The sequence below is a fragment of the Mariniluteicoccus flavus genome (genome assembly GCF_054776655.1).
Map to the genome: position 1 here is coordinate 123,490 of NZ_BAAHBN010000004.1, position 22,990 is coordinate 146,479.

At 69.1% G+C, this 22,990-nt stretch carries 22 protein-coding genes; 8 read left to right on the plus strand and 14 right to left on the minus strand.

All coding sequences use genetic code 11. The features are described 5' to 3' along the window. Window positions 1–5: 5 nt before the first annotated feature. Complete coding sequence (locus ACYVAG_RS08755; protein ID WP_460768889.1) at window positions 6–869, minus strand: Fpg/Nei family DNA glycosylase; 864 nt, start codon at window positions 867–869, stop codon at window positions 6–8. A gap of 4 nt (window positions 870–873) precedes the next feature. Continuing rightward, on the minus strand, window positions 874–1,536 hold the full coding sequence (gene aat / locus ACYVAG_RS08760; protein WP_460768890.1) for a leucyl/phenylalanyl-tRNA--protein transferase: 663 nt from the start codon (window positions 1,534–1,536) through the stop codon (window positions 874–876). 138 nt (window positions 1,537–1,674) lie between these two features. Here aat and ACYVAG_RS08765 point away from each other — a divergent pair, with 138 nt between their 5' ends. Then, window positions 1,675–2,361 (plus strand): hypothetical protein, encoded by a 687-nt coding sequence (locus ACYVAG_RS08765; RefSeq protein WP_460768891.1) that lies wholly within the window; start codon window positions 1,675–1,677, stop codon window positions 2,359–2,361. Window positions 2,362–2,421: 60 nt separating this feature from the next. After that, window positions 2,422–3,120 (plus strand): DUF6882 domain-containing protein, encoded by a 699-nt coding sequence (locus tag ACYVAG_RS08770; RefSeq protein ID WP_460768893.1) that lies wholly within the window; start codon window positions 2,422–2,424, stop codon window positions 3,118–3,120. Window positions 3,121–3,128: 8 nt separating this feature from the next. Here ACYVAG_RS08770 and ACYVAG_RS08775 read toward each other — a convergent pair whose 3' ends face one another. Continuing rightward, on the minus strand, window positions 3,129–4,685 hold the full coding sequence (locus tag ACYVAG_RS08775) for an FMN-binding glutamate synthase family protein (RefSeq protein ID WP_460768894.1): 1,557 nt from the start codon (window positions 4,683–4,685) through the stop codon (window positions 3,129–3,131). 502 nt (window positions 4,686–5,187) lie between these two features. Here ACYVAG_RS08775 and ACYVAG_RS08780 point away from each other — a divergent pair. Both ACYVAG_RS08780 and ACYVAG_RS08785 read left to right on the plus strand, forming a co-directional pair. Next, a complete protein-coding gene (locus ACYVAG_RS08780; protein WP_460768896.1) occupies window positions 5,188–6,069 on the plus strand; it encodes a DUF559 domain-containing protein in 882 nt (293 codons plus the stop codon). Window positions 6,070–6,212: 143 nt separating this feature from the next. After that, window positions 6,213–7,106 carry an SDR family NAD(P)-dependent oxidoreductase gene (locus tag ACYVAG_RS08785; RefSeq protein ID WP_460768897.1) on the plus strand — a complete coding sequence of 298 codons (894 nt, stop codon included), beginning with the start codon at window positions 6,213–6,215 and terminating at the stop codon, window positions 7,104–7,106. A 24-nt stretch (window positions 7,107–7,130) separates the two neighbouring features. Here the strand turns inward: ACYVAG_RS08785 and ppk2 are convergent, their stop codons facing one another. After that, window positions 7,131–8,021 (minus strand): polyphosphate kinase 2, encoded by an 891-nt coding sequence (ppk2, locus tag ACYVAG_RS08790; RefSeq protein WP_460768899.1) that lies wholly within the window; start codon window positions 8,019–8,021, stop codon window positions 7,131–7,133. A gap of 97 nt (window positions 8,022–8,118) precedes the next feature. On the opposite strand from ppk2, the gene ACYVAG_RS08795 reads away from it, so the two are divergent. Together ACYVAG_RS08795 and ACYVAG_RS08800 are read left to right on the plus strand one after the other, a co-directional pair. Continuing rightward, a complete protein-coding gene (locus ACYVAG_RS08795; RefSeq protein WP_460768900.1) occupies window positions 8,119–8,913 on the plus strand; it encodes an inositol monophosphatase family protein in 795 nt (264 codons plus the stop codon). A gap of 56 nt (window positions 8,914–8,969) precedes the next feature. Next, on the plus strand, window positions 8,970–9,887 hold the full coding sequence (locus tag ACYVAG_RS08800) for a hypothetical protein (RefSeq protein WP_460768902.1): 918 nt from the start codon (window positions 8,970–8,972) through the stop codon (window positions 9,885–9,887). Here the strand turns inward: ACYVAG_RS08800 and ACYVAG_RS08805 are convergent. The 6 genes from ACYVAG_RS08805 to ACYVAG_RS08830 all read right to left on the minus strand — a co-directional run bounded on the left by ACYVAG_RS08805 (window position 9,769) and on the right by ACYVAG_RS08830 (window position 15,774). Then, window positions 9,769–10,503 (minus strand): sigma-70 family RNA polymerase sigma factor, encoded by a 735-nt coding sequence (locus ACYVAG_RS08805; RefSeq protein WP_460768903.1) that lies wholly within the window; start codon window positions 10,501–10,503, stop codon window positions 9,769–9,771. The two genes, ACYVAG_RS08800 and ACYVAG_RS08805, sit on opposite strands and share 119 nt — an antisense overlap. 101 nt (window positions 10,504–10,604) lie before the next feature. Continuing rightward, on the minus strand, window positions 10,605–11,351 hold the full coding sequence (locus ACYVAG_RS08810) for a GAF and ANTAR domain-containing protein (RefSeq protein WP_460768905.1): 747 nt from the start codon (window positions 11,349–11,351) through the stop codon (window positions 10,605–10,607). A 729-nt stretch (window positions 11,352–12,080) separates the two neighbouring features. Then, window positions 12,081–12,749: a methionine ABC transporter permease gene (locus ACYVAG_RS08815; RefSeq protein ID WP_460768907.1), complete on the minus strand. Its 669-nt coding sequence runs from the start codon at window positions 12,747–12,749 to the stop codon at window positions 12,081–12,083. Then, a complete protein-coding gene (locus ACYVAG_RS08820; RefSeq protein WP_460768909.1) occupies window positions 12,746–13,747 on the minus strand; it encodes a methionine ABC transporter ATP-binding protein in 1,002 nt (333 codons plus the stop codon). The genes ACYVAG_RS08815 and ACYVAG_RS08820 overlap by 4 nt, the downstream gene beginning before the upstream one ends. Further along, entirely contained in the window at window positions 13,744–14,580 is an 837-nt protein-coding gene (locus tag ACYVAG_RS08825; protein WP_460768911.1) for a MetQ/NlpA family ABC transporter substrate-binding protein, read from the minus strand. The genes ACYVAG_RS08820 and ACYVAG_RS08825 overlap by 4 nt, the downstream gene beginning before the upstream one ends. 192 nt (window positions 14,581–14,772) lie before the next feature. Beyond that, window positions 14,773–15,774: an isopenicillin N synthase family dioxygenase gene (locus tag ACYVAG_RS08830; RefSeq protein ID WP_460768913.1), complete on the minus strand. Its 1,002-nt coding sequence runs from the start codon at window positions 15,772–15,774 to the stop codon at window positions 14,773–14,775. A 307-nt stretch (window positions 15,775–16,081) separates the two neighbouring features. Here ACYVAG_RS08830 and ACYVAG_RS08835 point away from each other — a divergent pair, with 307 nt between their 5' ends. After that, window positions 16,082–17,635 carry a carboxylesterase/lipase family protein gene (locus ACYVAG_RS08835; RefSeq protein ID WP_460768915.1) on the plus strand — a complete coding sequence of 518 codons (1,554 nt, stop codon included), beginning with the start codon at window positions 16,082–16,084 and terminating at the stop codon, window positions 17,633–17,635. A gap of 225 nt (window positions 17,636–17,860) precedes the next feature. On the opposite strand, the gene ACYVAG_RS08840 is transcribed toward ACYVAG_RS08835, so the two are convergent. The 4 genes from ACYVAG_RS08840 to ACYVAG_RS08855 form a co-directional block, all read right to left on the minus strand. Then, complete coding sequence (locus ACYVAG_RS08840) at window positions 17,861–18,124, minus strand: hypothetical protein (RefSeq protein ID WP_460768917.1); 264 nt, start codon at window positions 18,122–18,124, stop codon at window positions 17,861–17,863. 84 nt (window positions 18,125–18,208) lie between these two features. Next, entirely contained in the window at window positions 18,209–18,577 is a 369-nt protein-coding gene (locus ACYVAG_RS08845) for a hypothetical protein (RefSeq protein WP_460768919.1), read from the minus strand. Between the two features lie 742 nt (window positions 18,578–19,319). Continuing rightward, a complete protein-coding gene (locus ACYVAG_RS08850; RefSeq protein ID WP_460768921.1) occupies window positions 19,320–19,601 on the minus strand; it encodes a hypothetical protein in 282 nt (93 codons plus the stop codon). Window positions 19,602–19,626: 25 nt separating this feature from the next. Continuing rightward, window positions 19,627–19,800 (minus strand): hypothetical protein, encoded by a 174-nt coding sequence (locus ACYVAG_RS08855; protein WP_460768922.1) that lies wholly within the window; start codon window positions 19,798–19,800, stop codon window positions 19,627–19,629. Window positions 19,801–19,892: 92 nt separating this feature from the next. Here ACYVAG_RS08855 and ACYVAG_RS08860 point away from each other — a divergent pair, with 92 nt between their 5' ends. Then, window positions 19,893–22,985, plus strand: coding sequence for a DUF3427 domain-containing protein (locus ACYVAG_RS08860; RefSeq protein WP_460768924.1), 3,093 nt, complete (start codon window positions 19,893–19,895; stop codon window positions 22,983–22,985). The last annotated feature ends 5 nt before the right edge of the window (window positions 22,986–22,990 follow it).

The window sequence follows — 22,990 nt, forward strand, 5'->3', positions numbered from 1 at the left end:
AGGAGCTACTTCAGCAGCTTCGACAGCCGCCGGTCCGCCAGCTTCTTCCCGCCCGTCTGACACGTCGGGCAATACTGCAGCGACGAGTCGGCGAACGACACCTCCGCCACGGTGTCGCCGCACACGGGACACGCCTCCCCCGTCCGTCCGTGCACCCGCATCCCCGACTTCTTCTCCCCCTTCAGTGCCGCCGCGGCGAGCCCCGCCGAGCGCGCCACCGCGCCGGTCAACTCGTCGCGGAGGGCCGCGTACAGCCGTTCGCGTTCCTCACCCGACAGCCCCGACGCGGCCTTGAACGGACTGAGTCTCGCGGCGTGCAGGATCTCGTCGGAATAGGCATTGCCGATGCCGGCGATGATCTTCTGGTCGCGCAGCACGCCCTTGACCTGGGCCCGGCCCGCGTCGTCGAGGATGCGGCCGAACGCCTCGGCGGTGAAGTCGTCGGCCAGCGGCTCCGGCCCGAGCGTCGCGATGCCCGGCACCTCGGCGAGGTCGGCGACGACATACACGGCGAGCTTGCGCTGCGTACCCGCTTCGGTCAGCTCGAACCCCGACTCGTCGTCGAGCACGACGCGCAGTGCCAGCGGGCCCTTGCCGGGCCGCGCCGGCGTCGCCGGCATCGCGTCCTTCCACTTCAGCCAGCCCGCGCGCGCGAGGTGGAACGCGAGCCAGGTTCCATCGCAGTCGAGGCAGACGAACTTGCCGCGGCGCTCGACCCGCGTGACCTCCAGCCCGTGGAGGGCCGACAGGGGCAGGGCGAACGTCTTCAGCGCCGAGAACGCGGCCAGGTCGACCCGGGCGACCGCGTGCCCGACGCACCGCTCTTCGAGGAACGCACGCAGCGACTCGACCTCGGGCATCTCCGGCATGGGCTCAGTCTGGCACGGCTCCCCAGTCGGGCGCCGGAAGTTCGAGTGCCCGTTCCAGGCGCCAGAGGTACGCGGGGCGCGGCACCTCGACGACGCCGAGGCTCGCCAGGTGGTCGGTGCGCCACTGCACGTCGAGGAGCCGCTGATCCTCCGAGCCCGCGGCGCGCAGGATCGCCACGAGGCCGATCAGCGCGCCCTTCGACGCGTCGCGGCCGTGCTCGGGGTCGTGGAACATCGACTCGCCGGCGAACAGGCCGCCCAGCGCGACGCCGTAGAGCCCGCCGACCAGCCGGTCCTCGGCGTCCCACGCCTCCACGGAATGGACGATGCCGGCGCGGTGGAGGGCCGCGTACAGCTCGCGGATGGTGTCGTCGATCCAGAACCCGTCGCGGCTGCGGTCGCCGCAGCGGGCGATGACGCGGTCGAACGCGGTGTCGACGGTGATGCGATAGCGCTTCGCGGACTTGCGCAGGGAGCGCGGCACCTTCAGTCCGTCGAGCGGGAGGACGCCCCGGCGCACGGGGGACCACCACCCCATCGCGTCCTCGAGCGGCATGGGGAAGACCCCGTTCGCGTACGCCTCCACCACCATGTCGGGGTGGATCTCGTCCGACCAGCCGACGAGGTCGTCGTCGGGCCAGTGGGCGGGATCGCCGAAGGTCGTCACAGGCCCCAGCGTAGGTCGGCCCGGGCGTACGTCCGGGTCGAGTCCGGGTCGCGCGGACTGGGGTGCGCTTCCCCGCCGTCGTACTCTTGACCCAGACCCCGCGTCCTGCATGCCAACAGTCGGGGAGAGGGAGGCGACATGGCGAACAATCTCGGTCGAGGCATCAGCTCTCTGGTGCCGTCGGCGGCGAACTTCGCGCCGAATGCCGCGGGGAACCTGCTGCGCAAGATCCTCGACGTGGCGATCGACGGTGCCGGCAAGCTGCCGGGAGCGCGCGTGGCCGCGGCCAAGCAGCTGCAGAGGCACGGCGACGTCGAGGAGGCCATCGACGCGCTCGTCACCCAGCACGTGAGCCTCGCCGGCGCCCAGGGCTTCGTGACCAACATCGGCGGCCTGGTGACCACCGTGGTGTCGCTGCCGGCGAACGTCGCGGGCGCCGCGGTGCTGCAGGCCCGCATGATCGCCGCCATCGCCCACCTCAAGGGCTATGACGTCACCGACGACCGCGTACGCATCGCCGTCGCCATGTGCCTCATCGGCGAAGACCTCGAGAAGGCGCTGGACGGGCTCGACCTGCCGACGCGCCCGTTGGTGGTCGCGACCGCGCCAGTGTTCGACGCCGAGCTGGGCCGCACGCTGTGCGACCGCATCGCCGGCGAGCTGCTCACCCGCATCACGGGCAAGCGCATGGTCGTCGCCATGACCAAGCGCGTCCCGGTCCTCGGCGGCGGGGTGGGCGCGGCGTTCGACGGCTTCGACACGTGGCAGATCGCGCGCTACACGCGCCAGGAGTTCGTGGCGCGGCGGCGGCTGACGGCGGAATAGGGGACGTTCTCCGAGCGAGCGCCAGCGAGACGAGGAGCGCCCCCACCTAGACTCACCCCCATGAGCCTCTCCTTCGCCGACGTCGTCGACGACTCCATGATCGCCTACGCCGAGACCCAGAACGCCTTCGCTGCCTGGATCGACGCGCAGACCGGCGGGGGGTCCGACGAGCAGAAGATCGACCGGGTTCGCCGCCAGATCACGTGGATTCCTCGGCTCCACAAACGCGAGGAGGTCGTCGCCACCGCCCACTTCGTGGGTTCGGTGGTCGATGGGGTGGGCCGCTGGGCGTGGGCCGACCCCGAGTTGGCCGATTCGATGTTCGTACGCCTGGCCGAGCGCATCAAGACCTTCGGCGAGACCAACGGCATCGCCGAACTCGCGGGCGAGAACTTGGACGCGCCGGCGTGGGTGATGGCGGGCGTGGCGTGCCGCGTCACGGAGATGCCGGCGAGCCACATGGCGCCCCGCGAGGGCGGCGTCGACGTGTTCGTGGTCGACCCGGCCGGTTTCACTCCCCCGCTCCTGACGCGCGACGCGTTCGGCACCCTGCTGCTGGGATCGTTGCAGGCACAGGGATTCGTCCATGATCACCGACGCGCGGTGCAGGGCTGGGCCCAGGCCCGGCGCATGCCCCACCGCTGGGTCGACCCCGGGACCTGGCGCATCTTCGACATCGGCTTCGCCGAGGGACCGCTGTTCGTGCACTTCGGCGAGGACGGCAAGGTGGAGCGGGTCGAGGTGCCGGGTCAGGCCTGAGGCGCGGTTCAGGCAGCCCCGTCTGACCCCTGCGGCGCCGTCGCCGCCATCAGCTCCGAGATCAGCGCGCGATCCTCGGCGGACGGCAGCCCCCAGCCCGGTTCATAGCCATAGACCTCCCGCAGCGGCCGCCCCAAGCGGTTGCCGTCGCACAGCTCGATGTCGTCGGCGGTCAGCAGGCCCGGGTGGAGCACGCCGACGGCCTCGCTGACCTTGAGCAGGTCCCGACGCAGCGTACGCACGTAGTTCGCCAGCCGGTTGGCCTTCAGCGTCGGGTCGAGGCCGCGTTCGAGCCAGCGGTTCTGGGTCGCGACGCCGGTCGGGCAGTGGTCGGTGTGGCACTTCTGGGCTTGGATGCAGCCGATCGAGAGCATGGCCTCGCGGGCCACGTTCACCATGTCGGCACCCAGCGCGAACGCGACGAGTGCGTTCTCTGGCAGCCCCAGCTTGCCCGACCCGACGAACGTGACCCGCTCGTTCAGCCCCCGGGTGGCAAAGGTCGCCATTACCCGCGCGAAGCCGAGCCGCCACGGCAGAGCCACCGAGTCGGAGAACACCAGCGGGGCCGCCCCGGTGCCACCCTCGCCGCCGTCGACGGTGATGAAGTCGACCCCGCGCGGGCCGTCGGCCATGGCGTCGGCCAACTGTTCCCAGAAGGTGAGGTCGCCGACGGCCGACTTGATGCCCACCGGGAGGCCGGTCTCGGCGGCGATCAGCTCGACGAAGTCCAGCAGCGAGTCGACCGAGTGGAAGGCCGAGTGACGCGACGGCGACACGCAGTCCCTGCCCTCGGGGATTCCGCGGATCTCGGCGATCTCGGCCGACACCTTCGCGGCGGGCAGCACGCCGCCGAGCCCAGGCTTGGCCCCCTGGGAAAGCTTGATCTCGATGGCCCGGACGGGGGCCGATTCCACGGTGGACAGCAGGCGTTCGAGCGAGAAGTCGCCCTCGGGCGTGCGACAGCCGAAATAGCCGGTGCCGATCTGCCAGATGAGGTCGCCGCCGGAGCGGTGGTGGGGCGAGATGCCGCCCTCCCCGGTGTTGTGCATGGCCCCGGCGAGCTGGACGCCGCGGTTGAGGGCCTGGATCGCGTTGCCCGACAGCGATCCGAATGACATGGCTGACACGTTGACGACCGAGTCGGGCCGGAACGCCTTGGCCCGACCGCGCGGCCCGCCGAGCACCTTGGCCGACGGCAGCCACGCCTGTTCGCCGACGTGGGCCGACGTCGGCGGCACGACTTCGGAGAACGTGCGGTGCTTGATGATCGGATAGCCCTCGCCCGACTCCATGTTGTTGTCGGTGCCGAAGCCGAAATAGTTGTTCTCGCCCTTGGAGGATGCATACACCCAGCGCCGCTGGTCGCGGCTGAACGGCCGCTCCTCGTCGTTGCCGGTCACGATGTATTGCCGCAGCTCCGGCCCGATCGTCTCCAGGGCATAGCGCGCGTGGCCGACCACGGGGAAGTTGCGCAGCAGTGCGTGGCGCTTCTGCTTCAGGTCATAGGCGGTGACGCCGGCCGCCGCCGCCAGCGGGATGAGGGGCAGGGCTCGCTTCCAGGACATGGCGCCATTGTGGCCACACGGGAATCGCTGCCCCCACGCGGGGACCTCCCTGACCGCGGCGGGCGCCCCGGGTCCGGGATCGACCGGGGTCCGCTGGCCCGTGGTCGTCCCCGGGTCCGATCAGCGCTATCCCCTGCTCCGAGTGGGAAATCCGGCGATCCCACGCATCATTGATTCCATGACCATCAACCTGCTCACCGCCCTCGCCGTGACCATCGGCATCCTGCTCATCGTGCTCTGCGCCGTCGTCCCCCCGCTGGTGGACACCGACCTCTGACCACCCCTGCCCGGCCTCTGGCCGGGTGTCACGAATCGTCCACTCGACACTGGAAAACGCCCCAGATCGCCGTTTCGAGTCCTCGAGTGGCCATTTCGTGACACATCCCAGGGTCAGGTTGGCCCCCCGAGGGGGAATTGGGGACAACTCGGCCCCTGCGTGAGAGTTGTCCACAGATCCCTTCTGACCTGACACGTTTCGAGGACCCGCCGTCATGGTGCGGGCATGAATCTCGACGAACTGCTCCAGGCCAACGGCGTCATCAAGGTCCGCTCCGGCTCCGCCATCCATCGCCGGGTCACCCGGTTGGCGGCGCACGGTGTGCTGGCTCGGGTGATCCCCGGCATCTATTGCCGATCAGGTCACGAGTGCTTCCCCCACATCAGGGCCGCCGCCATCTGCGCCCACGACCCAGAAGCCGTGCTGACCGGTCGATCCGCAGCGGCCCACCACCTGCTCGAACACGACTGGCCACCCGTGATCACCTTCACCTCCCCCAAGCGCTGGCACATCGAACGTCCCTGGTTGAAGGCCACCCGTGGCACCATCGCCTTCCACAACGTCCATCTCTGGCCTCTGCCCCATGTCGATCGCGCCACCGCAGCGCTCCAGATCGCCACGACCGAAGGGTCACGGATCATCGACGACGGGTTGCGGAACAACGAGTTCAGCGCGGCCGGACTGAGGACGGCCCTCGCCGCCCTGGCGGGCTCGCGCGGCAACGCGATCCGAGCCGAGCTGGTCAAGGGGTCGCTCCGTCACCCCTGGTCGGCCAGCGAGCGCGACTTCCACGCGCTGCTGAACAGGGCAGGAATCACCGGGTGGCGGGGCAACCTGTCGGTCTGGGTGCAACGGAAGCGCTACGTCCTCGACGTGGCCTTCCCCGATCTCAAGCTGGCGATCGAGGTCGACGGCTGGACCTATCACAGCAGTTCGTCCGACTTCGAGAAGGATCGTCGACGCCACACCCACCTGTGCGGTGCGGGCTGGGTCATCCTCCACCTGACCCCGACCATGATCGACAACGAGCCTGCCTGGGTCATCGAACAGATCCTGCTGGCCCTGGCGCACCGGCGGAAGTGTCACCAATCGTCCACTCGACGCTGAGATCGTCGTTCCCCGGCCGCTGACGGCGATCGAGTGGCCATCTCGTGACAGCCTTCACCCCGAAATCCCCCTGAACGTGGCCAGATCGCAACAATTCATCACCCGTTCCCGGGCGTAGACTCCTGCCATCCCTAGGAGTCCCTGTGCACACAGCAATCCCGTCAGCCCTGCCTGACCTGACCGGCCGCGTCGCCCTCGTCACCGGCGCGACCAGCGGCATCGGGCTGGTCACGGCCGAGTTGCTCGGCGCCGCCGGAGCCGAGACCGTCCTCGCCGTGCGTGACGAGACGCGAGGCCGCCGCGTCGCCAATCACATGAGGTCGCGCAATCCCGACGCGGCCTTCCGCGTCGAAGAGCTCGATCTCGCCGACCTCCGCTCGGTCCGCGCCTGCGCCGAGCGCATCGTCGACCAGGGCCGCCCGCTCGACCTCCTCGTCAACAACGCCGGCGTCATGGGTGACAAACATCGCCAGACCACCGCCGACGGCTTCGAGCTGATGTTCGGCACGAACTTCCTCGGCCCGTTCGCCCTCACCGGCCTGCTCCTGCCGGCGCTCCAGCGCTCCTACGCCCCGCGCGTGGTCTCGGTCGGCAGCCTCGCCGCCTGGCGGGGGCGCCTTGATCCCGCCCAACAGGCCCGCTTCTCCCCCATGGGGGCGTACGCCTACTCCAAGCTCGCGCTCACCGCGTTCGGCCGCGAGCTCCAGCGACGTTCGGACGCCTACGGCTGGGGCCTCACCAGCGTGATCGCCCACCCGGGGTGGTCGGCGACCAACCTGGGCGGCGGGGGTTTCGGGAAATACGCGAGGGTGATGCCCGCCATGACCCAGCCCGAGGACGGTGCCCTGCCGGTCGTCGTCGCGGCCACACGCCTGGAGGTGCCGGGCGGCGCCTGCGTCGGACCGACGAAGCGGTTCCAACTGCTCGGCCGGCCCGGCATCGTCCCGATGCCGAAGCAGGCCAACGACTCGGCGAAGGCCGCCCAGCTCTGGGCGGCCGCCGAGGAGATGACCGGCGTCCGGTTCCCGACGTCCTGACGCCCACCCCCGCTCCGACCATGATCAGTCGCCGACCGCGTCCTTGCCGCGCCGCACGATCAGCGGGTCGGGGTCGAACACCACGGAGTCGTCGCGCCCGTCATAGTCGAACTGGTTCAGGAACGCCCGCATCGCGTTGATGCGCGCCCGCTTCTTGTCGTTCGACTTGATGGTGATCCACGGCGCGCGGTCGGTGTCGGTGCGCAGGAACATCTGCTCCTTCGCCTCCGTGTATGCCTCCCAGCGATCCAGCGACTCGAGGTCCATCGGCGACAGCTTCCACTGGCGCACCGGGTCGATCTGGCGGATCGCGAACCGCGTCCGCTGCTCGTGCTGGGTCACCGAGAACCAGAACTTCGTCAGGTGGATGCCGGACTCGATCAGCATCTTCTCGACGAGCGGCGCCTGCTGCATGAACGTCTCGTATTCCTCGTCCGAGCAGAACCCCATCACCCGCTCGACCCCGGCGCGGTTGTACCAGGAACGGTCGAACAGCACGAACTCCCCCGACGTCGGCAGGTGGGAGACGTAGCGCTGGAAATACCACTGCCCCGCCTCGCGGTCGGACGGCTTCGCGAGGGCGACCACGCGCGCGTACCGCGGGTTGAGGTGTTCGGTGAACCGCTTGATCGTGCCGCCCTTGCCGGCGGCGTCGCGGCCCTCGAAGAGGATGACCATGCGCTGGTCATGGTCCTGCGCCCAGTACTGGAGTTTGAGCAGCTCGATCTGCAGCTTGTGCTTCTCCTCGTCGTATTCGGCCTGGCCCAGGCGCTCGTCGTAGGGGTAGTCCTCCTCCCACGTCTCCACCGCCTTGCCGCCCGGATCGATCAGCTCGGGGTCCTCGCCCTTGCTGCCGGACACCGTGTAACCCTCGGCCCGCAGCCGGTCGATGTATTCACGCAGGTTCTGGAACATGCGCCGCAGCGTAACGGCGGCCCGTGAACGCCGCGTGAACCGGGTACGCGGCACTCCGCCGCACAGACTCCCGGGCATGGAAGCGTACGCTCGGCCCGTGACCACCGAACTCCGCGACCTGGCCGCCTCGATCGCGCGGGAGGCGGGCGCGTACGCCCTCGCCGAGCGCCGCGCCGGCGTACGCGTGGCCGACCGGAAGTCGACCCCCACCGACGTCGTGACCGCCGCCGACCGGGCCACCGAGGAGTTGATCATCGGGCTGATCATGGACGCGCGGCCCGACGACGCCATCCTCGGCGAGGAGGGCGACGGGGTCGCCGGCACCTCCGGCCTGACCTGGGTGGTGGACCCCATCGACGGCACGGTGAACTATCTCTACGACCTGCCGCAGTGGGGCGTCAGCGTCGGCGTGGTGGAGGGCGATCCCGACCCCGCCACGTGGACCGCGCTCGCGGGCGCGGTGGCGGCGCCCGCGCTGGACGAGCTGTACGCGGCCTCGGCCGGCGGCGGTGCCACGCTGAACGGGCGACCGATCCACTGCTCCGGCGCCACCGACCTCGCCCAGAGCCTCGTCGCGACCGGCTTCGCGTACGCGGCCGAGACCCGCCTCGCCCAGGCCGCGGTCGTGGCGTCCATGATCGGAGAGGTGCGCGACATCCGGCGCATCGGCGCCGCGAGCCTCGACCTGACCGCGGTCGCCTGCGGCCGCCTGGACGGCTATTGGGAGGCCGGCCTCCATCCCTGGGACCACGCGGCGGGAGCCCTCATCGCGCACGAGGCCGGCGCCCTGGTGGGGGGCCGCGGCGACCGCGCGGGCCACGACCTGACCCTGGCCGCCACGCCGGCGATCTTCGAGTCGTTGCGGGCTCTGGTCAACGTCCCCAAGAGGTGAGATGTTTGGGGCAGGTCTCCGCGGGGTATTGACCCGGAGACTCGAAGGAGAAGCACGTGGAGCTCGACGGCCGCCTGTTGGTGAATGACTTCGTGGTGTGCGAGTTCGACCACGAGGTGGATGAAGTGGTGCTCGCGGTGTTCACGCGCGAGATGGCGGCGGCGCCGTCCCCCGACGGGTTGTTGGGTTTCGAGGCGACCGGCCGCGTGGTCGCCGACCGGCTCGACGCGCTGGGCCACAGCGCCGACGGGGCGCTCGACCTGCTCGACGAGTCGCTCGACCTGGCGCGCAGCGCCTATTTCGGGCTCCATCCCGACGACCCCGCGCTGATCGTGTCCGACCCCGTCGGCGGGCTGTTGACGCTGGAGGCGGAGGGCTGGCTGCGCGTGTTCTCCGAAGATCGGCCCACGCCGCCCGTGGCCCACAGCGAGTGGTTCATGGGGCTGTTCCAGGACCACGACGCGGCGACCGTGCTGCGGCTCGCGGCCCTGGCCCGGCCCGACGGGGTGCTGCGGCTCGAGGTCGACGCCGACGAGGCGTTCACGAAGGCCGAGCTGCCACGCCAGCTCGTGATCACCCAGACCGCCGACGACGCCGAGGCCCTGCGCTATGCGATCCAGGGCCGTACGCCCCACCTCGTCGACCTCGTTCTCGCCTCCCACCTCGGCGGCGACGGATCGGCCGAGGCGCTGGTCGAGCACGTCCGCGGCCTCGCCCGCCTCAAGCTCCTCCAGCCGCTGACCGCGGTGTTCCGGCCCGACGCGCTCGTCGAGAGCATGCTGTTGAACGAGCGCCCCGACGCCTTCCGCGTCTTGGTCGCGCCCGATGTGCCGCTCGTCGACCCGCCGGCGACGCTCAAGGCGCTGCTGACGGTCGTCGGGATCGGGGTCGGCCCTCACCTTCCCCGTCATCGACGAGCGACCGGAGGCGACGCAGAGTCCGCGCCAGCTGACGCGAGACCTGCATCTGACTGACCCCGGTGCGCTGCGCGATCTCCGACTGGGACAGCTCGGCGACAAAGCGCAGCTGCAGCAGTTCGCGCTCGAGCAGGTCCAGCTGGGCGACGGCGTCCGTCACCGCGCGGCGGTCGAGCACCGCGCCGTAGTGGTCGTCGAGGTCGGGCAGGTCGGCCAGCTCCGCGTACTCCTCGGACCGCGCGACCGCGGCCTCCCGCACCCGTGACACCGGTACGCCGAGCTCCGCGGCCACGTCACCGTCGGTGGCGGGGCGCCCCAGCCGCTGGGTGAGCACCTCGCGGACGCGTACGGTCTCGGCCCGCAGTTCCTGCACCGCCCGCGGCGGTCGCACCAGCGTCAGGTGATCGCGGAAGTGGCGCCTGAGTTCCCCGGTGATGGTCGGGACGGCGTACGCCTCGAACGACTCGCCGGCATCGGGACGGAAGCGCAGGACGGCCTTCACGAGGCCGAGCCGGGCGACCTGGGTGAGGTCGTCGGGGTCGATGCCGCGGCGGTGATAGCGCCGTGCGATCGCGTCAGCGAGCGGAAGTGAGGCCACGATGGCGTCCACGGGGAACGCGGCGGGGGGGTCGTCGTCGGGCGTGTCGCGTGCGGGTGATGCGTCGTGCGTCATGCGGACTTTCGGGCAGGGTTCACCTCCGCCGGCGCCGCTTTGACCGGGGACTTGCGAGAAAAGTCAACCACAGGCGTACGCGGGCGGGCGTACGCAGCCCCTCACAGGCGGGGCAGCCGCGTCTTCTGGTCGCGCGGAGCGACGCGGGGCTTCTCGGGCACCGTCACGCGCACCGCGATGTCGCGCAGCTTCACGTTGAGCTGGTTCGACGCGCGGCGCAGGGTGGAGAACGCCTCGTCGGGCGTGATGCCGTGGCGTTCCATGAGAATGCCCTTGGCCTGGCCGATGACGTCGCGGCTCGACAGGGCCTCGCGCAGGCGCTTGGTGTTGGCGCGCTGTTCGGCGAGGGTGATGGCGAGGCCGGCCATCGAGGCGAGCAGCACGGCGCGGTCGCGATCATCGGGGCTGAAGGGTTCCTCGCCGCGGGCATAGAGGTTGAGGGCACCGGGCGGTTGGGCGGAGTCGTCGGGGTCGGGGTGGCTCGAGAGCCCGGCGGCCATGATGGCGCGTACGCCGGCCTCCCTCGCTTTCGGGCCAAACACCGGCCACGCCTCGGTGGTGGCGACGTCGGCGCTGCCGGAGACGGGGGCGGACGTCGAGGCGACCTCGAGGCAGGGGCCCTGGAGCACCGCGTACTGGATCTTGTCGACGTCGACGACCCACTGGGCGCTGGTGGACGTGGTGAAGGGCTTGCCCTCGGTGTCGAGGATCGTGATGCTGGCCCCGTCGACGGGGGCGATGGTGTCGACGGCGAGGTCGAGCACGCGCTGGATGACGACCTCGGGCTCGGGGTCGCCCTGGGTGAGCCGAGCGATCACGTCGGTGAGGGAATTCTCGACGGTTTCCATGGCGACCTCCTCATCCGCCGCGGCGGATGCCACAACGGGCCCAGTGTAATGGGGCGGGGATAACCGGGCATGCAAAGACCTGCGGGTCGCGTCGGGTGACGCGGTCGGCGTGGACAAGGGCCGACATGCCCGCAGGTCCGGTGGCTCGGGTGGATTCGCCGAGCGGTCCGTTCGGAGCGCACCGCGTCAGCGGGGAGCCACCTCACATGTCCGTACGTCAATCATCTGTCGGACCACCTCCTTCCTCGTGTGCGTCCACGGTAGGTCGGGGGCAATGCGGGGGCAAGGGATTTCTTGGGACCGCTGGCTGAGCGACGAAGGAGTCGAAGCCACGCCGCCAGAGCGCCGCCCCACGTTCTCCGAGCGAGCGCCAGCGAGACGAGGAGCACTCGACGCTCGGCCGCCGTCCCCGGCCTGGTGTCACGAATCGTCCACTCGACGCTGAGATCAGCCCCAGATCGCCGTTTCGTGTCATCGAGTGGCCACTTCGTGACATCTCAACGGATGTTCCGAAACCTGACCAGGGAAACCCATGCTCGGCTCGCTGCCGCGCTGCGCCCTCGCCCCCACGCTCGGGCCCGGCCCTCGACGCAACTTGTGCACACCGCCCGACGAGTTGGGTCGACACGCCGGGCCAAAACCGCAACCTCCGCACGCGGGTGCATAAGTTGGGTTCCTGCGGAGCCGGGTACGCAGGTTTCGCGGGGCCATGTACGCGGGGTCCGCACCTCACCCCCGCTGCCGTCCCAGCCTCCTCACCACCAGGTCGCCGATGCTCTGGATGCCCTGCACCAGCACGATCAGCACGGCCACCGCGACCAGCAGCACCGGCGTATTGAATCGCTGATAGCCATAGCGGATCGCGAAGTCGCCCAGCCCTCCCCCGCCGATCGTCCCGGCCATCGCCGAGAAGCCGATCAGCATCACCACCGTGAGCGTCACTCCCGCCACCAGCCCCGGCGCCGCCTCCGGCAGCAAGACCTTCGTCACGATCTCCCGGTTCGTCGCGCCCATCGCCTGGGCCGCCTCGATCTTCCCGCGGCCCACTTCGTGCAGCGACGACTCGACCACGCGCGCGAAGAACGGCACGCTGCCGACCGTCAGCGGCACGATCGCCGCCACCGGGCCGATCGACGTGCCCGCCAGCAGCCGCGTCAGCGGGATCAGCACGATCAGCAGGATGATGAACGGCAGCGACCGCCCCACGTTGATCACCGACCCGAGCGCACGGTTCACGGGCCGGTTGGCCCAGAATCCGGTGTCGCCGGTGATGACGAGCAGTACGCCGACCACAGTCCCGATGGCCACTGTCAGCAACGACGCGCCGACGACCATCAGCAGGGTCTCCTGCAGCGCCGCCCAAACCTCCGGAACCGCTTGTGAGACAGGGGTTTTCATGCGATCAGCTCCTCGTCTCGCCGGCGGCCGTCCAGCACCACACCGACCCCCTCACGCGTGAGGAAGTCCTCGATCTCCTGCACCGCGGACGCCCCGGCCCCGGAGAACCCGACCCGGATGCGCCCCACGTCGCGGCCGGCAACGTGCTCGACGCCGCCCGCCAGCAGCGACACGTCGACGTCGAGCGCGCGGGTGAGCTTCGACAGCAGCGGCGTCGCCCCCGCTCCCCCGTGGAACGTCAACAAGGCCTGGGTCGCGTGACCCGTCGCCGACGCCGCGGTCGGCAGGATCGCCTCCCCCAAAGGGGATTGCGGGTCGGCGATGAGGTCGACCAGCCGACCGGAGTCGCGTACGCGCCCGTCCTCCAACAGCGCTGCCGAGCTGCAGATCCGACGGACGACGTCGAGCTCGTGGGTGATGATCGCGACCGTCACGCCGAGCGCACGATTGAGCTCGGCGATGAGATCGAGGATCTGGCCGGTCGTCTCCGGGTCGAGCGCGCTGGTCGGCTCGTCACACAGCAGGAGGCGTGGGTTGCCGGCGAGGGCCCTCGCGATGCCGGCCCGCTGCTTCTGACCGCCCGACAGCTGGGCCGGGTGCGCGTACTGGCGGTCGGTCAGGTCGACGAGGTCGACGAGTTCGTCGATGCGGCGTTCCCTATCGGGCTTGGAAATGCCGGCGACCTCGAGCGGGAAGCCGATGTTCCCGCGCACCGAACGCGAGTCGAGCAGGTTGAACTGTTGGAACACCACGCCGATGCGCCGGCGCAGCGGCCGCAGCTGGGCGTCGCTGAGCGCCGACAGGTCCTGTCCGTCGAGCAGGATTCGCCCCGACGTGGGCCGGTCGAGCAGGTTCAGACAACGCAGCAGGGTCGACTTGCCGGCGCCGGAGCGGCCGATGATGCCGAACACCTCGCCCTCGGCGATGTCGAGGCTGACGTCGTCGAGGGCGCGTACGCCGCCGGGGAACGTCTTGGTCACGTGGTCGACGCGGATCACTGGTTCCCCTTGTGGACAGGCAGGACCGAGCCGCTGTAGCGCTGGCCGATCCACGCACCGATCGCCGGCGAGGTGAGCGCGGCGGCCAAAGCGGTCACGCGGGCGTCCTGGGCGTTCTTCTTCAACACGGTCAGCACGTTCGCGTACGGGTTTCCCTGCGCCGGCTCGAGTTTCAGCGCGTCCGTGGCGGGCTTGAGCCCGGCCTCCAGCGCATAGTTGCCGTTGACCACGCCGAGGGCGATCGCCGGATCATCCAGCGTACGCGGGATCTGCGCCGGGTCGACCTCCACGAACTTGAGGTTCTTGGGGTTGCCCGTGATGTTCTTCTGGGTCACGCCGATGGCGCTGGCGCCGCGCTGGGCGTCGAGCGTGAGCAGCCCCGCGTCGGCCAGCAGGAACAGCCCGCGGGCGAAGTTGGTGACGTTGTTCGACAGCGCGATCGTCGCGCCGGGGGCGAGCGCGTCGAGCGCGGTGACCTTGCGCGAATAGAGGCCGAGCGGCTCGACGTGGACCTCGGCGATGTTCGCGAGGTCGGTGGTGTTGTGCTGCTTCGACCAGTCGTCCGCGTACGGCACGTGCTGGAAGAAGTTCGCGTCCACGTCGCCGGCGACGAGCAGCTGGTTGGGGTCGAGGTCGCCGGTGACCTCGGTGATCTTGAGCTGGACGTCCTTGAGCGCCCCGGATTCCTTGAGGTGGTTGAGGATCTCGGCGTGCGGCACCGACGAGGCGGCGACGCGGAGGGCGCCGGCGGAGCCGGCGGAGCAGGCGGTCGTGCCGACGCCGGCGAGCAGGGCGAGGCCTCCGGAGGCCTGAAGGAAGAGACGACGATTCATGGGGAGTTCTCCTTGGATTCTGGGTGGGAGGTTTGCGAAAAGTGCACACGTGTGCGGTTGTGGGCGCGCAGGGGCAGTGCAGTTCGTGGAAAGCGCGCAGGAGTGCGCATAACGGGGGCGTGCAGCGCGACACGCCGACGCTCAGCGCACATCTGTGCACTTTGCACACCGAGTGCCCAGCAAAGCGACCTCTCAGGCGCTGACCAGCAACCGCTGGTGGTGCCGCGCCGCCACGTCCGGGTGGGCCCGCAGCCGCGACTTCAGCGCGTTCGCCCCGTAGGTGTCGAAGATGACGTTGCTCGCGTCCTGGGTGACGCCCCGCGTACGCGCGGCCAGCTCGGGCGGGAGCGTGAGCTTCGGGATGCGCGCGTCCAGGCCGGGGTTGTAGAAGAACGGCACCGAGATGCGCTCGTCGCCCGCCGGCGGCGCGACGACGCGGTGGTTCGTTGCCACCAGATAGCCGTCGGTGGCGACCTCGAGCAGCTCGCCGATGTTCACGATGAACGCCCCCTCGACCGGCGTCGCGTCGACCCAGCCGTCGGGCCCCTCGACCTGCAGTCCACCCTTGCCGGGCTCGACGAACAGCAGGGTCAACATGCCGGAGTCCTTGTGGGCCCCGACGCCCTGCTCGGTGCCGCCCTCGACCCGCCCCGGATAGCGCACGATCTTGGTCAGGCTCATGTGTCGCTCGTACGCCGCGTCGAACACCCCGCGGTCCTGGCCCAACGCCTCGGCCCACTCCTGAAGCAACTGGCGCCCGACGCCCGCGACGTGGGCGCTCCAGTTCTCGACGACATTCCTGAACCCCGGCAGCGATTCCGGCCACAGGTTGGGCCCCTCGAGCACGGCCCAGTCGGGAACACCTGCACCGACCGCGACCGGCTCCCGCTCCACCGTGATGTCGATCTGTTCGCGCCAGTCGGTGCGGCCCTGCGTACGCTCCCCTCCCACGCGCGTCCAGCCGCGGAAGTGGGGGCTGTTGACATTCTCGATCGCCCGCTTCTCCTGCTCGGGAAGGGCGAAGAAGAGGCGGGCGGCGTTGATGAGTTCGGTCTGGCGGACGGCGTCGAGGCCGTGCCCGACGAGATAGAAGAAGCCGACCTCGTGGGCGGCGGCGAGCAGGTCGGCGCGGAACTGGGGCGCGGTCGCCGGGTCGGCGGCCAGGCGCAGGTCAAGGATGGGCAGGTTGGCCATGATGAAGTCTCCGTGTGGTGTCGTTGGCTGAGCGAGTCAAGTCGCTGGTGACGCTGGCTGAGCGGGCGGAGCGAGTCGAAGCCACTCCGCGGTTCGAGCCGCGCGCGATGTGCACCCCGTGGGGGCAATGTGTGTCGGTCTCAGCCGCGACAGCACCCGCACATCGCGCGCCCGGGCATGCACATGAGGACAGCGTGGGCTGCGTCGATGTGGGCGGTGCGGCGAGGTGCGGCGGTCATGCAGATGACTATAGACATAAACACGACCTATGGGTCCATAGATGTTCACAATCCGAGACAATCGCACCATGCGTCGCATCGAGATCGACACCCACTCCGGCACGGTCCGCGGCGTCGTCGAGGGCGACCTGGTCCACTGGCGCGGAATCCCGTACGCGGCCCCGCCCGTCGGCCCGTTCCGCTTCCGCGCCCCGCAGCCCGTCGAGCCCTGGCCCGACGTCCGCCCCTGCACCGAGTTCGGCCCGATGTCGGCCCAGCCCCGCGAGCTCGGCCTCGGCACCCTCGACCGCCGCCTCCCCCGCTCCGAGGACAGCCTGACGCTCAACGTCACCGCCCCCGCCGAACCCACGTCCGACCGATCCCCCGTGATGGTCTTCATCCACGGCGGCGCGTACGTCAACGGCGCCGCCTCCGAGCCCATGTATGACGGCTCCGACCTCGTCCGCCGCGGCGACGTCGTCTATGTCAGCTTCAACTATCGCCTCGGCGCCCTCGGCTGGATGCACTTCGACGCGTACGCGACTCCGGACCGCCCGATCGAGTCGAACCTCGGGCTCCGCGACCAGATCGCGGCGCTCGCGTGGGTGCGCGACAACATCGCCGCATTCGGTGGCGATCCCGACAACGTGACGGTCTTCGGCGAGTCGGCCGGCGCGATCTCGATCACGACCCTCCTCGCCGTCCCGAGCGCCCGCAATCTCTTCCACCGCGCGATTTCCCAGAGCTCGGCCCCCCGCGTGATCCCGATGATGGAGGCCGCCCACCGCTGGACGAAGGAGTTCCTCGCCCATCTCGTCGACGACCCCGACAACCACGACCAGGTGCGCGATGCGCTCGAGAACGCTGACTGGATGGAGTTCTGCGTCGCCCTGTCCCGGCTTTCCCTGCTGGGGTTGAAGGACGAGCCGGCCGCGATCCCGGTGGTTCCTGCGGTTGACGGCGACCTGCTGCCGCGTACGCCGGTCACCGCGATCGCTGCAGGGGAAGCGAATCCGGTGCCGCTGATCATCGGCACGTGCGACCGCGAGGGCACGCTGTTCTCCCACTTCGCGCCGTCGAACCCGACGCTGAAGCCGTCGTGGCGCCAGATGGTGACCAAGGCCCACTCGTTCATCGACCCGAAGGGCGACTTCGAGGACGCCGACGGCGACGAGCTGCCGCCGAGCCACGTGTTGCGGCGTCTCTATCCGGGCTATCCGAAGCGCTCGGCCCTCGCCGACCTCGCCGGCGACGGCGCCTTCTGGTATCCCTCGGTCGAGGTCATGGAGGCCCACTCCGCCCACGCGCCCGTGTTTGCGTACCGCTACGACTTCGCGCCCCGCCTGAGCAAGCTCGTCGGCATGGACGCGACCCATGCCAGCGAACTGCTGCCACTGTTCGGCCAGATGTCGGGCGACCTGGGCCGATTCATGGGCGCGCTGGGCGGGACGGCGCCGTGGTCGGACCTCAGCGCCCGCATGCAGGACGACTGGACCCACTTCGCCCGCCACGGCCGCCCGGGGGACGGCTGGCCCGCGTACGACACGACGTCACGCCAGACGCTGATCCTGGACACCGACGTACGCGTGGAACAGGACCCCCGCAGGGAGCGGCGGGAGGCGTGGAAGGCCGTGGTGGAGTAACGCTCTCCGAGCGAGCCCGCCCCTACGATCTCCGAGCGAGCGAAGCGAGACGAGGAGGAGCGCCCACGTTGGCTGAGCGAGCGAAGCGAGTCGAAGCCCCCCACGTCGACTGAGCGAGCCCGCCCCCACGTCGACTGAGCGAGCGAAGCGAGTCGAAGCCCCCCACGTCGGCTGAGCGAGCCCGCCCCCACGTTGGCTGAGCGAGCGAAGCGAGTCGAAGCCCCCTCACTCCCTCGGCCGGCTGTCCTTCGCGAACCGCCGCGCCTTCACCGCGTCCGGTAGCACCCGGTTCATCAGCGCGGCCCGCTGCGTCGCCCGGTCCCCGCCCACCACATGGTCCTTGCCCGCGAACAACGCGTCCACGCCCATCCGTGCGACCAACGCCGGATCGTTCTTCCAGTCATTCGAACCGAAGATCGTGTTATCCATGCCGGCCGACTGATGGAAGTCGGTCGCCGTCGCGCCCGGCAGCAGCGCCGTCACAGTCACCCCGAAGTCCTTCATCTCTTCCCGCAGCCCCTGCGCGAAGCTCAGGATGAACGACCGCGTCGGCCCATAGATCGACTCATTCGGTCACGGACGGTCACTCCCCCGCTCGACCCGCCTGCGTTCCTTCTGCCACTTCACATACGGCCGCGCCTGGAAGGCCGCCCAACCGGCAAGCACCAGTGCCCCCGCGATCGAACCCAGGATCTGTTGCCGCGTCAGCACTCCTATGCCTGACACGGCGTGGACGAGGAACACGGCGCCGAGCACGGCCGGGACGAGCACGCCACCCCAGGATGTTCGCGGCTTCGGCGGGAGCAGCGGCGTGATGTCGCCCGCGCGATGCCCCGCGTACGGCTTCCACACTTCCGGCGGCTCCGGGTCCGGCACCAGCGGGACCGGCAGCACGTTGTCGGGGTCATCGTCGGCCCCCGGCGGTTTCGGCCATTGCGTCACGGACGGAGCGTACGCGGCGGCCCGTCCACTCGACTCCCACCTGTCACAGCGCCCAGACCCCCATTTCACCTCGGGTCCCCTCGGCCGGGTATGCGGGCCACTGCCGCACGGCGCACCCGTCAGCTCAGCGCCTCATGCGCTCCCATCGCCTGGCCTGCCGCTGCGTCGCCTCCCATGAGACGCTCCATTCCCTGCGTCCCACGTGCCTTCCGGCGCCTCGTCATCGAACTCGGCGTGGGGATAGATCCTCCACGGTTCGTCGGCGGAGGGTCGGTCCGCCGGGCGCGGGGAGTCAGCCACAGGCGAAGCGTACGCTCGCCGCTCCGCGCCAGCGCGCCGCTGCGTGCGCTCCCCCTTGGGCTGCAGGTGGGTCAGCCGCCACACCAAGTGGTGGACCACCTGCGGCAGGCCGAGCCACGCGCCGCCGGCGGCGACGAATGCGCCCCACAGCACGAGCGTGAGGTCGCCGCCCGGGCCCGGCCGTAGCCCGAGGATGGCCAGGACGGCGCCGATCCCGATCATGATCAGGCCCCCCACCAGGAGTGGCCAGTCGATGGTCGGTCCGAGCGGGGGCGTGGACGCCAGATTGCCCGTGCCCGCATGGGTCGGCCACCGCCGAGCTCGCGGCTCTGTGCGCTGCCAGCGAAAGGAGAAGGATCTCCCATGCCGCGCGTGGTTCTCGTACGTCTCGTCGTCCTCTGGCGATGCAGGGGTCACACTCGAAGCGTACGCAACCCCGCGGTCACTCCGGCGGGTCCATCGGCCGGCCCCAGCGCATGATCCGGGCCGACACAAGGCACAGGATCCCGAGCCCGATCGGCGCGACGACGGTCGCCAGCCCACCCAGCAGGGACAGGAGGGAGTGCACGGCGCCCTCTCCCCACAGCGGCGCATCGGACCGCGGCCCCCACCCGAAGATCTTGCTGAGGATGACGAAGACGCCGAGAGCGACGAGGAACCAGCCGACGATGCGGGTTCCGCGGATGCTGCCGGAATCCTTCCGGTTCGAGGCGGGCTGAGTCACGGGACGAGGGTACGCGGGGGCTCGGTCAGCCGTGGTCCCCGGGCGCGGCGGGTGTCTCGGGGGTTAGCTCGTCGAGCTCGATCCACTCGGAGTCGCAGCCGGGGCACCGATAGACGGGCGCGCCGTCGACGAGGCGATCGGTGGTGATCTCGCTGCAGGCGTCCTCGCAGGGGTGCGAAACGAGATAGCGAGCGGGCATTGCTGTCTCCTCCGTCAGGAACCTTGGTGTCTCCTGACACTTTGTCAGTCGGTCTAGCTAGAGTCCTGGCAGGGTCGAGACAAGGGGACGGCATGCCGGAAGACGAACTGCTCGAAGGTCTGTATGACAGCGTCGTGACGCGCGAACTGGCGCGCCGCCTCGCGGCGAGCTCGTTCGTCGTTCGTCAATCCCCCATCGATCCTGTCGACGAGCCGGTCGTCATGGCGCGCCACCTGCGCGACGTGGTTGCGCGCGTGCTCCAGGACGAGACGTCGAGCGAACGCCGTCGCGACATCCTCAACGGACTCCTGGTCCAGCTCCAAGCCGACGCCGATCAGTTGACCTCGAGCGATCGGCTTGTCGCGGTCACCGCACCGCCCCGACCGGGCGCCGACATCTTCTATGCCGAGGCGCCGCAGACTCCACTCGCCGACGCCGCCCTCCTGACCAACGCCTCCGGCGAACCCTCCGTGGGGTCCGAGATCCGAGCCGAACTTCAGAGCGCCAACGAAATCGACCTTCTCTGCGCCTTCATCAAGTGGACTGGTCTGCGCACGATGAAGGACGAACTCGAACTCATCAAGCGCCTCGACGTGCCGTTCCGCGTCATCACCACCACCTACATGGGGGCGACCGACCGGCGAGCGGTCGACGCCCTCGTCCGTGACTACGGTGCCGAAGTGAAGGTGCAATACGAGGCGTTGCGTACGCGTCTGCACGCCAAGGCTTGGCTGTTCAAGCGCCGGACGGGGTTCGATACGGCGTACGTGGGCTCGTCCAATCTCTCCAAGGCGGCGCTTCTGGACGGTCTTGAGTGGAACGTGCGCCTGAGCGCGGTCGCCACGCCCCATCTGATCACAAAGTTCCGCGCGACGTTCGACTCCTATTGGAACGACGCCTCTTTCGAGACCTACAACCCCGACACTGATGCCGAACGCCTGGACGAGGCGCTGGCGATGGCGGGTGCCTCCCGCCACCTCCCCGGCGCGCCGATGCAGCTGTCGGGACTGGCACCGAAGCCACTGCCTTTCCAGCAAGAGATTCTCGAGTCTTTGGAAACCGAGCGCGACGTTCACGATCGCCACCGGAATCTTGTTGTCGCGGCAACCGGCACCGGCAAGACGATGATCGCCGCCTTCGACTACGCGCGGCTGTGCCACGGTTCCGACCGCCCATCCCTACTGTTTGTTGCCCACCGCAAGGAGATCCTCGAGCAGGCGCTGCGGTCCTACCGACTGGTGCTCGGCGAACCCCAGTTCGGGTCGCTCTACGTCGGAGGTTCAACGCCCAGTCAGTGGCGTCACCTGTTCGCATCCATTCAAACGCTGAACGCCCGAGACCTGGAGCGGCTCAGCGCCGATTCATTCGACATCGTGGTCGTCGATGAGTTCCATCACGCGAAGGCGTCGAGCTATCGCCAGTTGCTCGATCTTCTGCACCCACGCGAGTTCCTGGGACTCACCGCCACCCCTGAGCGCGGCGACGGCTTCGACGTCCGCGACTACTTCGATGGACGCACCGCTGCGGAACTTCGGCTGTGGGACGCGCTGAGTGCTGAGCTGTTGTGTCCGTTCCACTACTTCGGCATCAGCGATGGCACGGACCTCACTGATTTGTCCTGGGCGCAGGGGCGGTACGCCAGCGGCGACCTCGACAACCTCTACACAGGCAACGATGCCCGTACGCGGGTGATCCTCAAGGAGGTGAACGAGAAGGTCACCGACGTGCGCTCGATGCGTGCATTGGGCTTCTGCGCCGGGGTGAAGCACGCGAGCTACATGGCCGAGGTCTTCAACGCTCACGGCATCCCGGCGCTCGACGTGAATGGGTCTACTCCTGCTGATGAGCGGGCGGCGGCCATTCGCAAACTGCAGAACCGCGAAGTCAACATCCTCTTCACCGCAGACCTCTTCAACGAAGGCATCGACATCCCTGAGGTCGACACCGTCCTGTTCTTACGTCCTACGGAGAGCGCCACCATCTTCCTTCAGCAGCTGGGGCGAGGGCTCCGGCGCACCGACGACAAGGCAGTACTCACGGCACTCGATTTCGTGGGACATCAGCGCAAGGAGTTTCGTTTCGACCAGCGCCTCACGGCAATGACTGGAGCGAATCGAGGCAACCTTGAGCGCCACGTGAAGGAAGGATTCCCCTACCTGCCCTCTGGGTGCCAGATCGTGCTCGACCGCCAGACCCAGGAAGCTGTCCTCTCCAACCTGAAGTCTCAGGTCTATTCGCGCTTCGCCGAGATCGTCTCTGAGCTGCGCGCTATGGGCCAGGTTCCCCTGGCCGAGTTCCTTTCGCGGGCCGGCCTCGAGCTGTCAGATCTCCTCAAGTCGGGCCGATCCTGGACCAAGGCTCAGCGCCAAGCTGGGTTCACGGTGCCTTCCCCGAGTCCGGTCGAAGACCAACTCCTCAAGCGGGTCGCGAGCTTCGCTCACGTTGACGACGTGAGGCGGGCGGCTCTCTACCTAGACCTATTGGCCGACGATGCCCCTGCCTATGACGATCTCAACGAGGCAGAACAGGTCCTGGCACGCATGTTCTTCTTCAATCTGTGGCCGAACAAGGGGAACTTCGGCGACTACGCGGAAGGCCTCGAGTCCCTCCGCGTCGAACGCGCCTTCCGTCGAGAGCTGTCTGACGTCATCTCCCTCGCGGTTGATCGATCGCACCTTCACCCCAGACGTCTGCAGGGGACGTTGGGCATGGTGCCGATGCAGTCGCACGCGCATTACACGCGTGAAGAGATTGGCGCGGCGTTGAACTACTTCAACTGGAACCGCCTGCCAGCCAGCATGATGCAGGGCGTCCTGTACGCCAGCGAGTGGCAGACCGACGCGTTCTTCATCACGCTCAACAAGGCCGAGGACGAGTTCACGCCCACGACGATGTATCAGGACTATCCGCTCTCCCCGAGCCTGTTCCACTGGGAGTCGCAGTCGAACACGTCGCTGCATTCTCCGACGGGTCAGCGATACGTCAACCAGCGGACCAATGGGTCTCACGTGCTGTTGTTCACGCGGGAGCGTAAGAACAACGCGTTCGGTAAGGGATCACCGTACGTGCTTCTGGGCGAAGCCGAGTACGTCGAGCATGAGGGCGAGCGACCGATCGCGATTACTTATCGACTCCGACGTGAAATGCCCGCCGCTGCCTTCAATCACATGCGCGCAAATGCATGACGTCG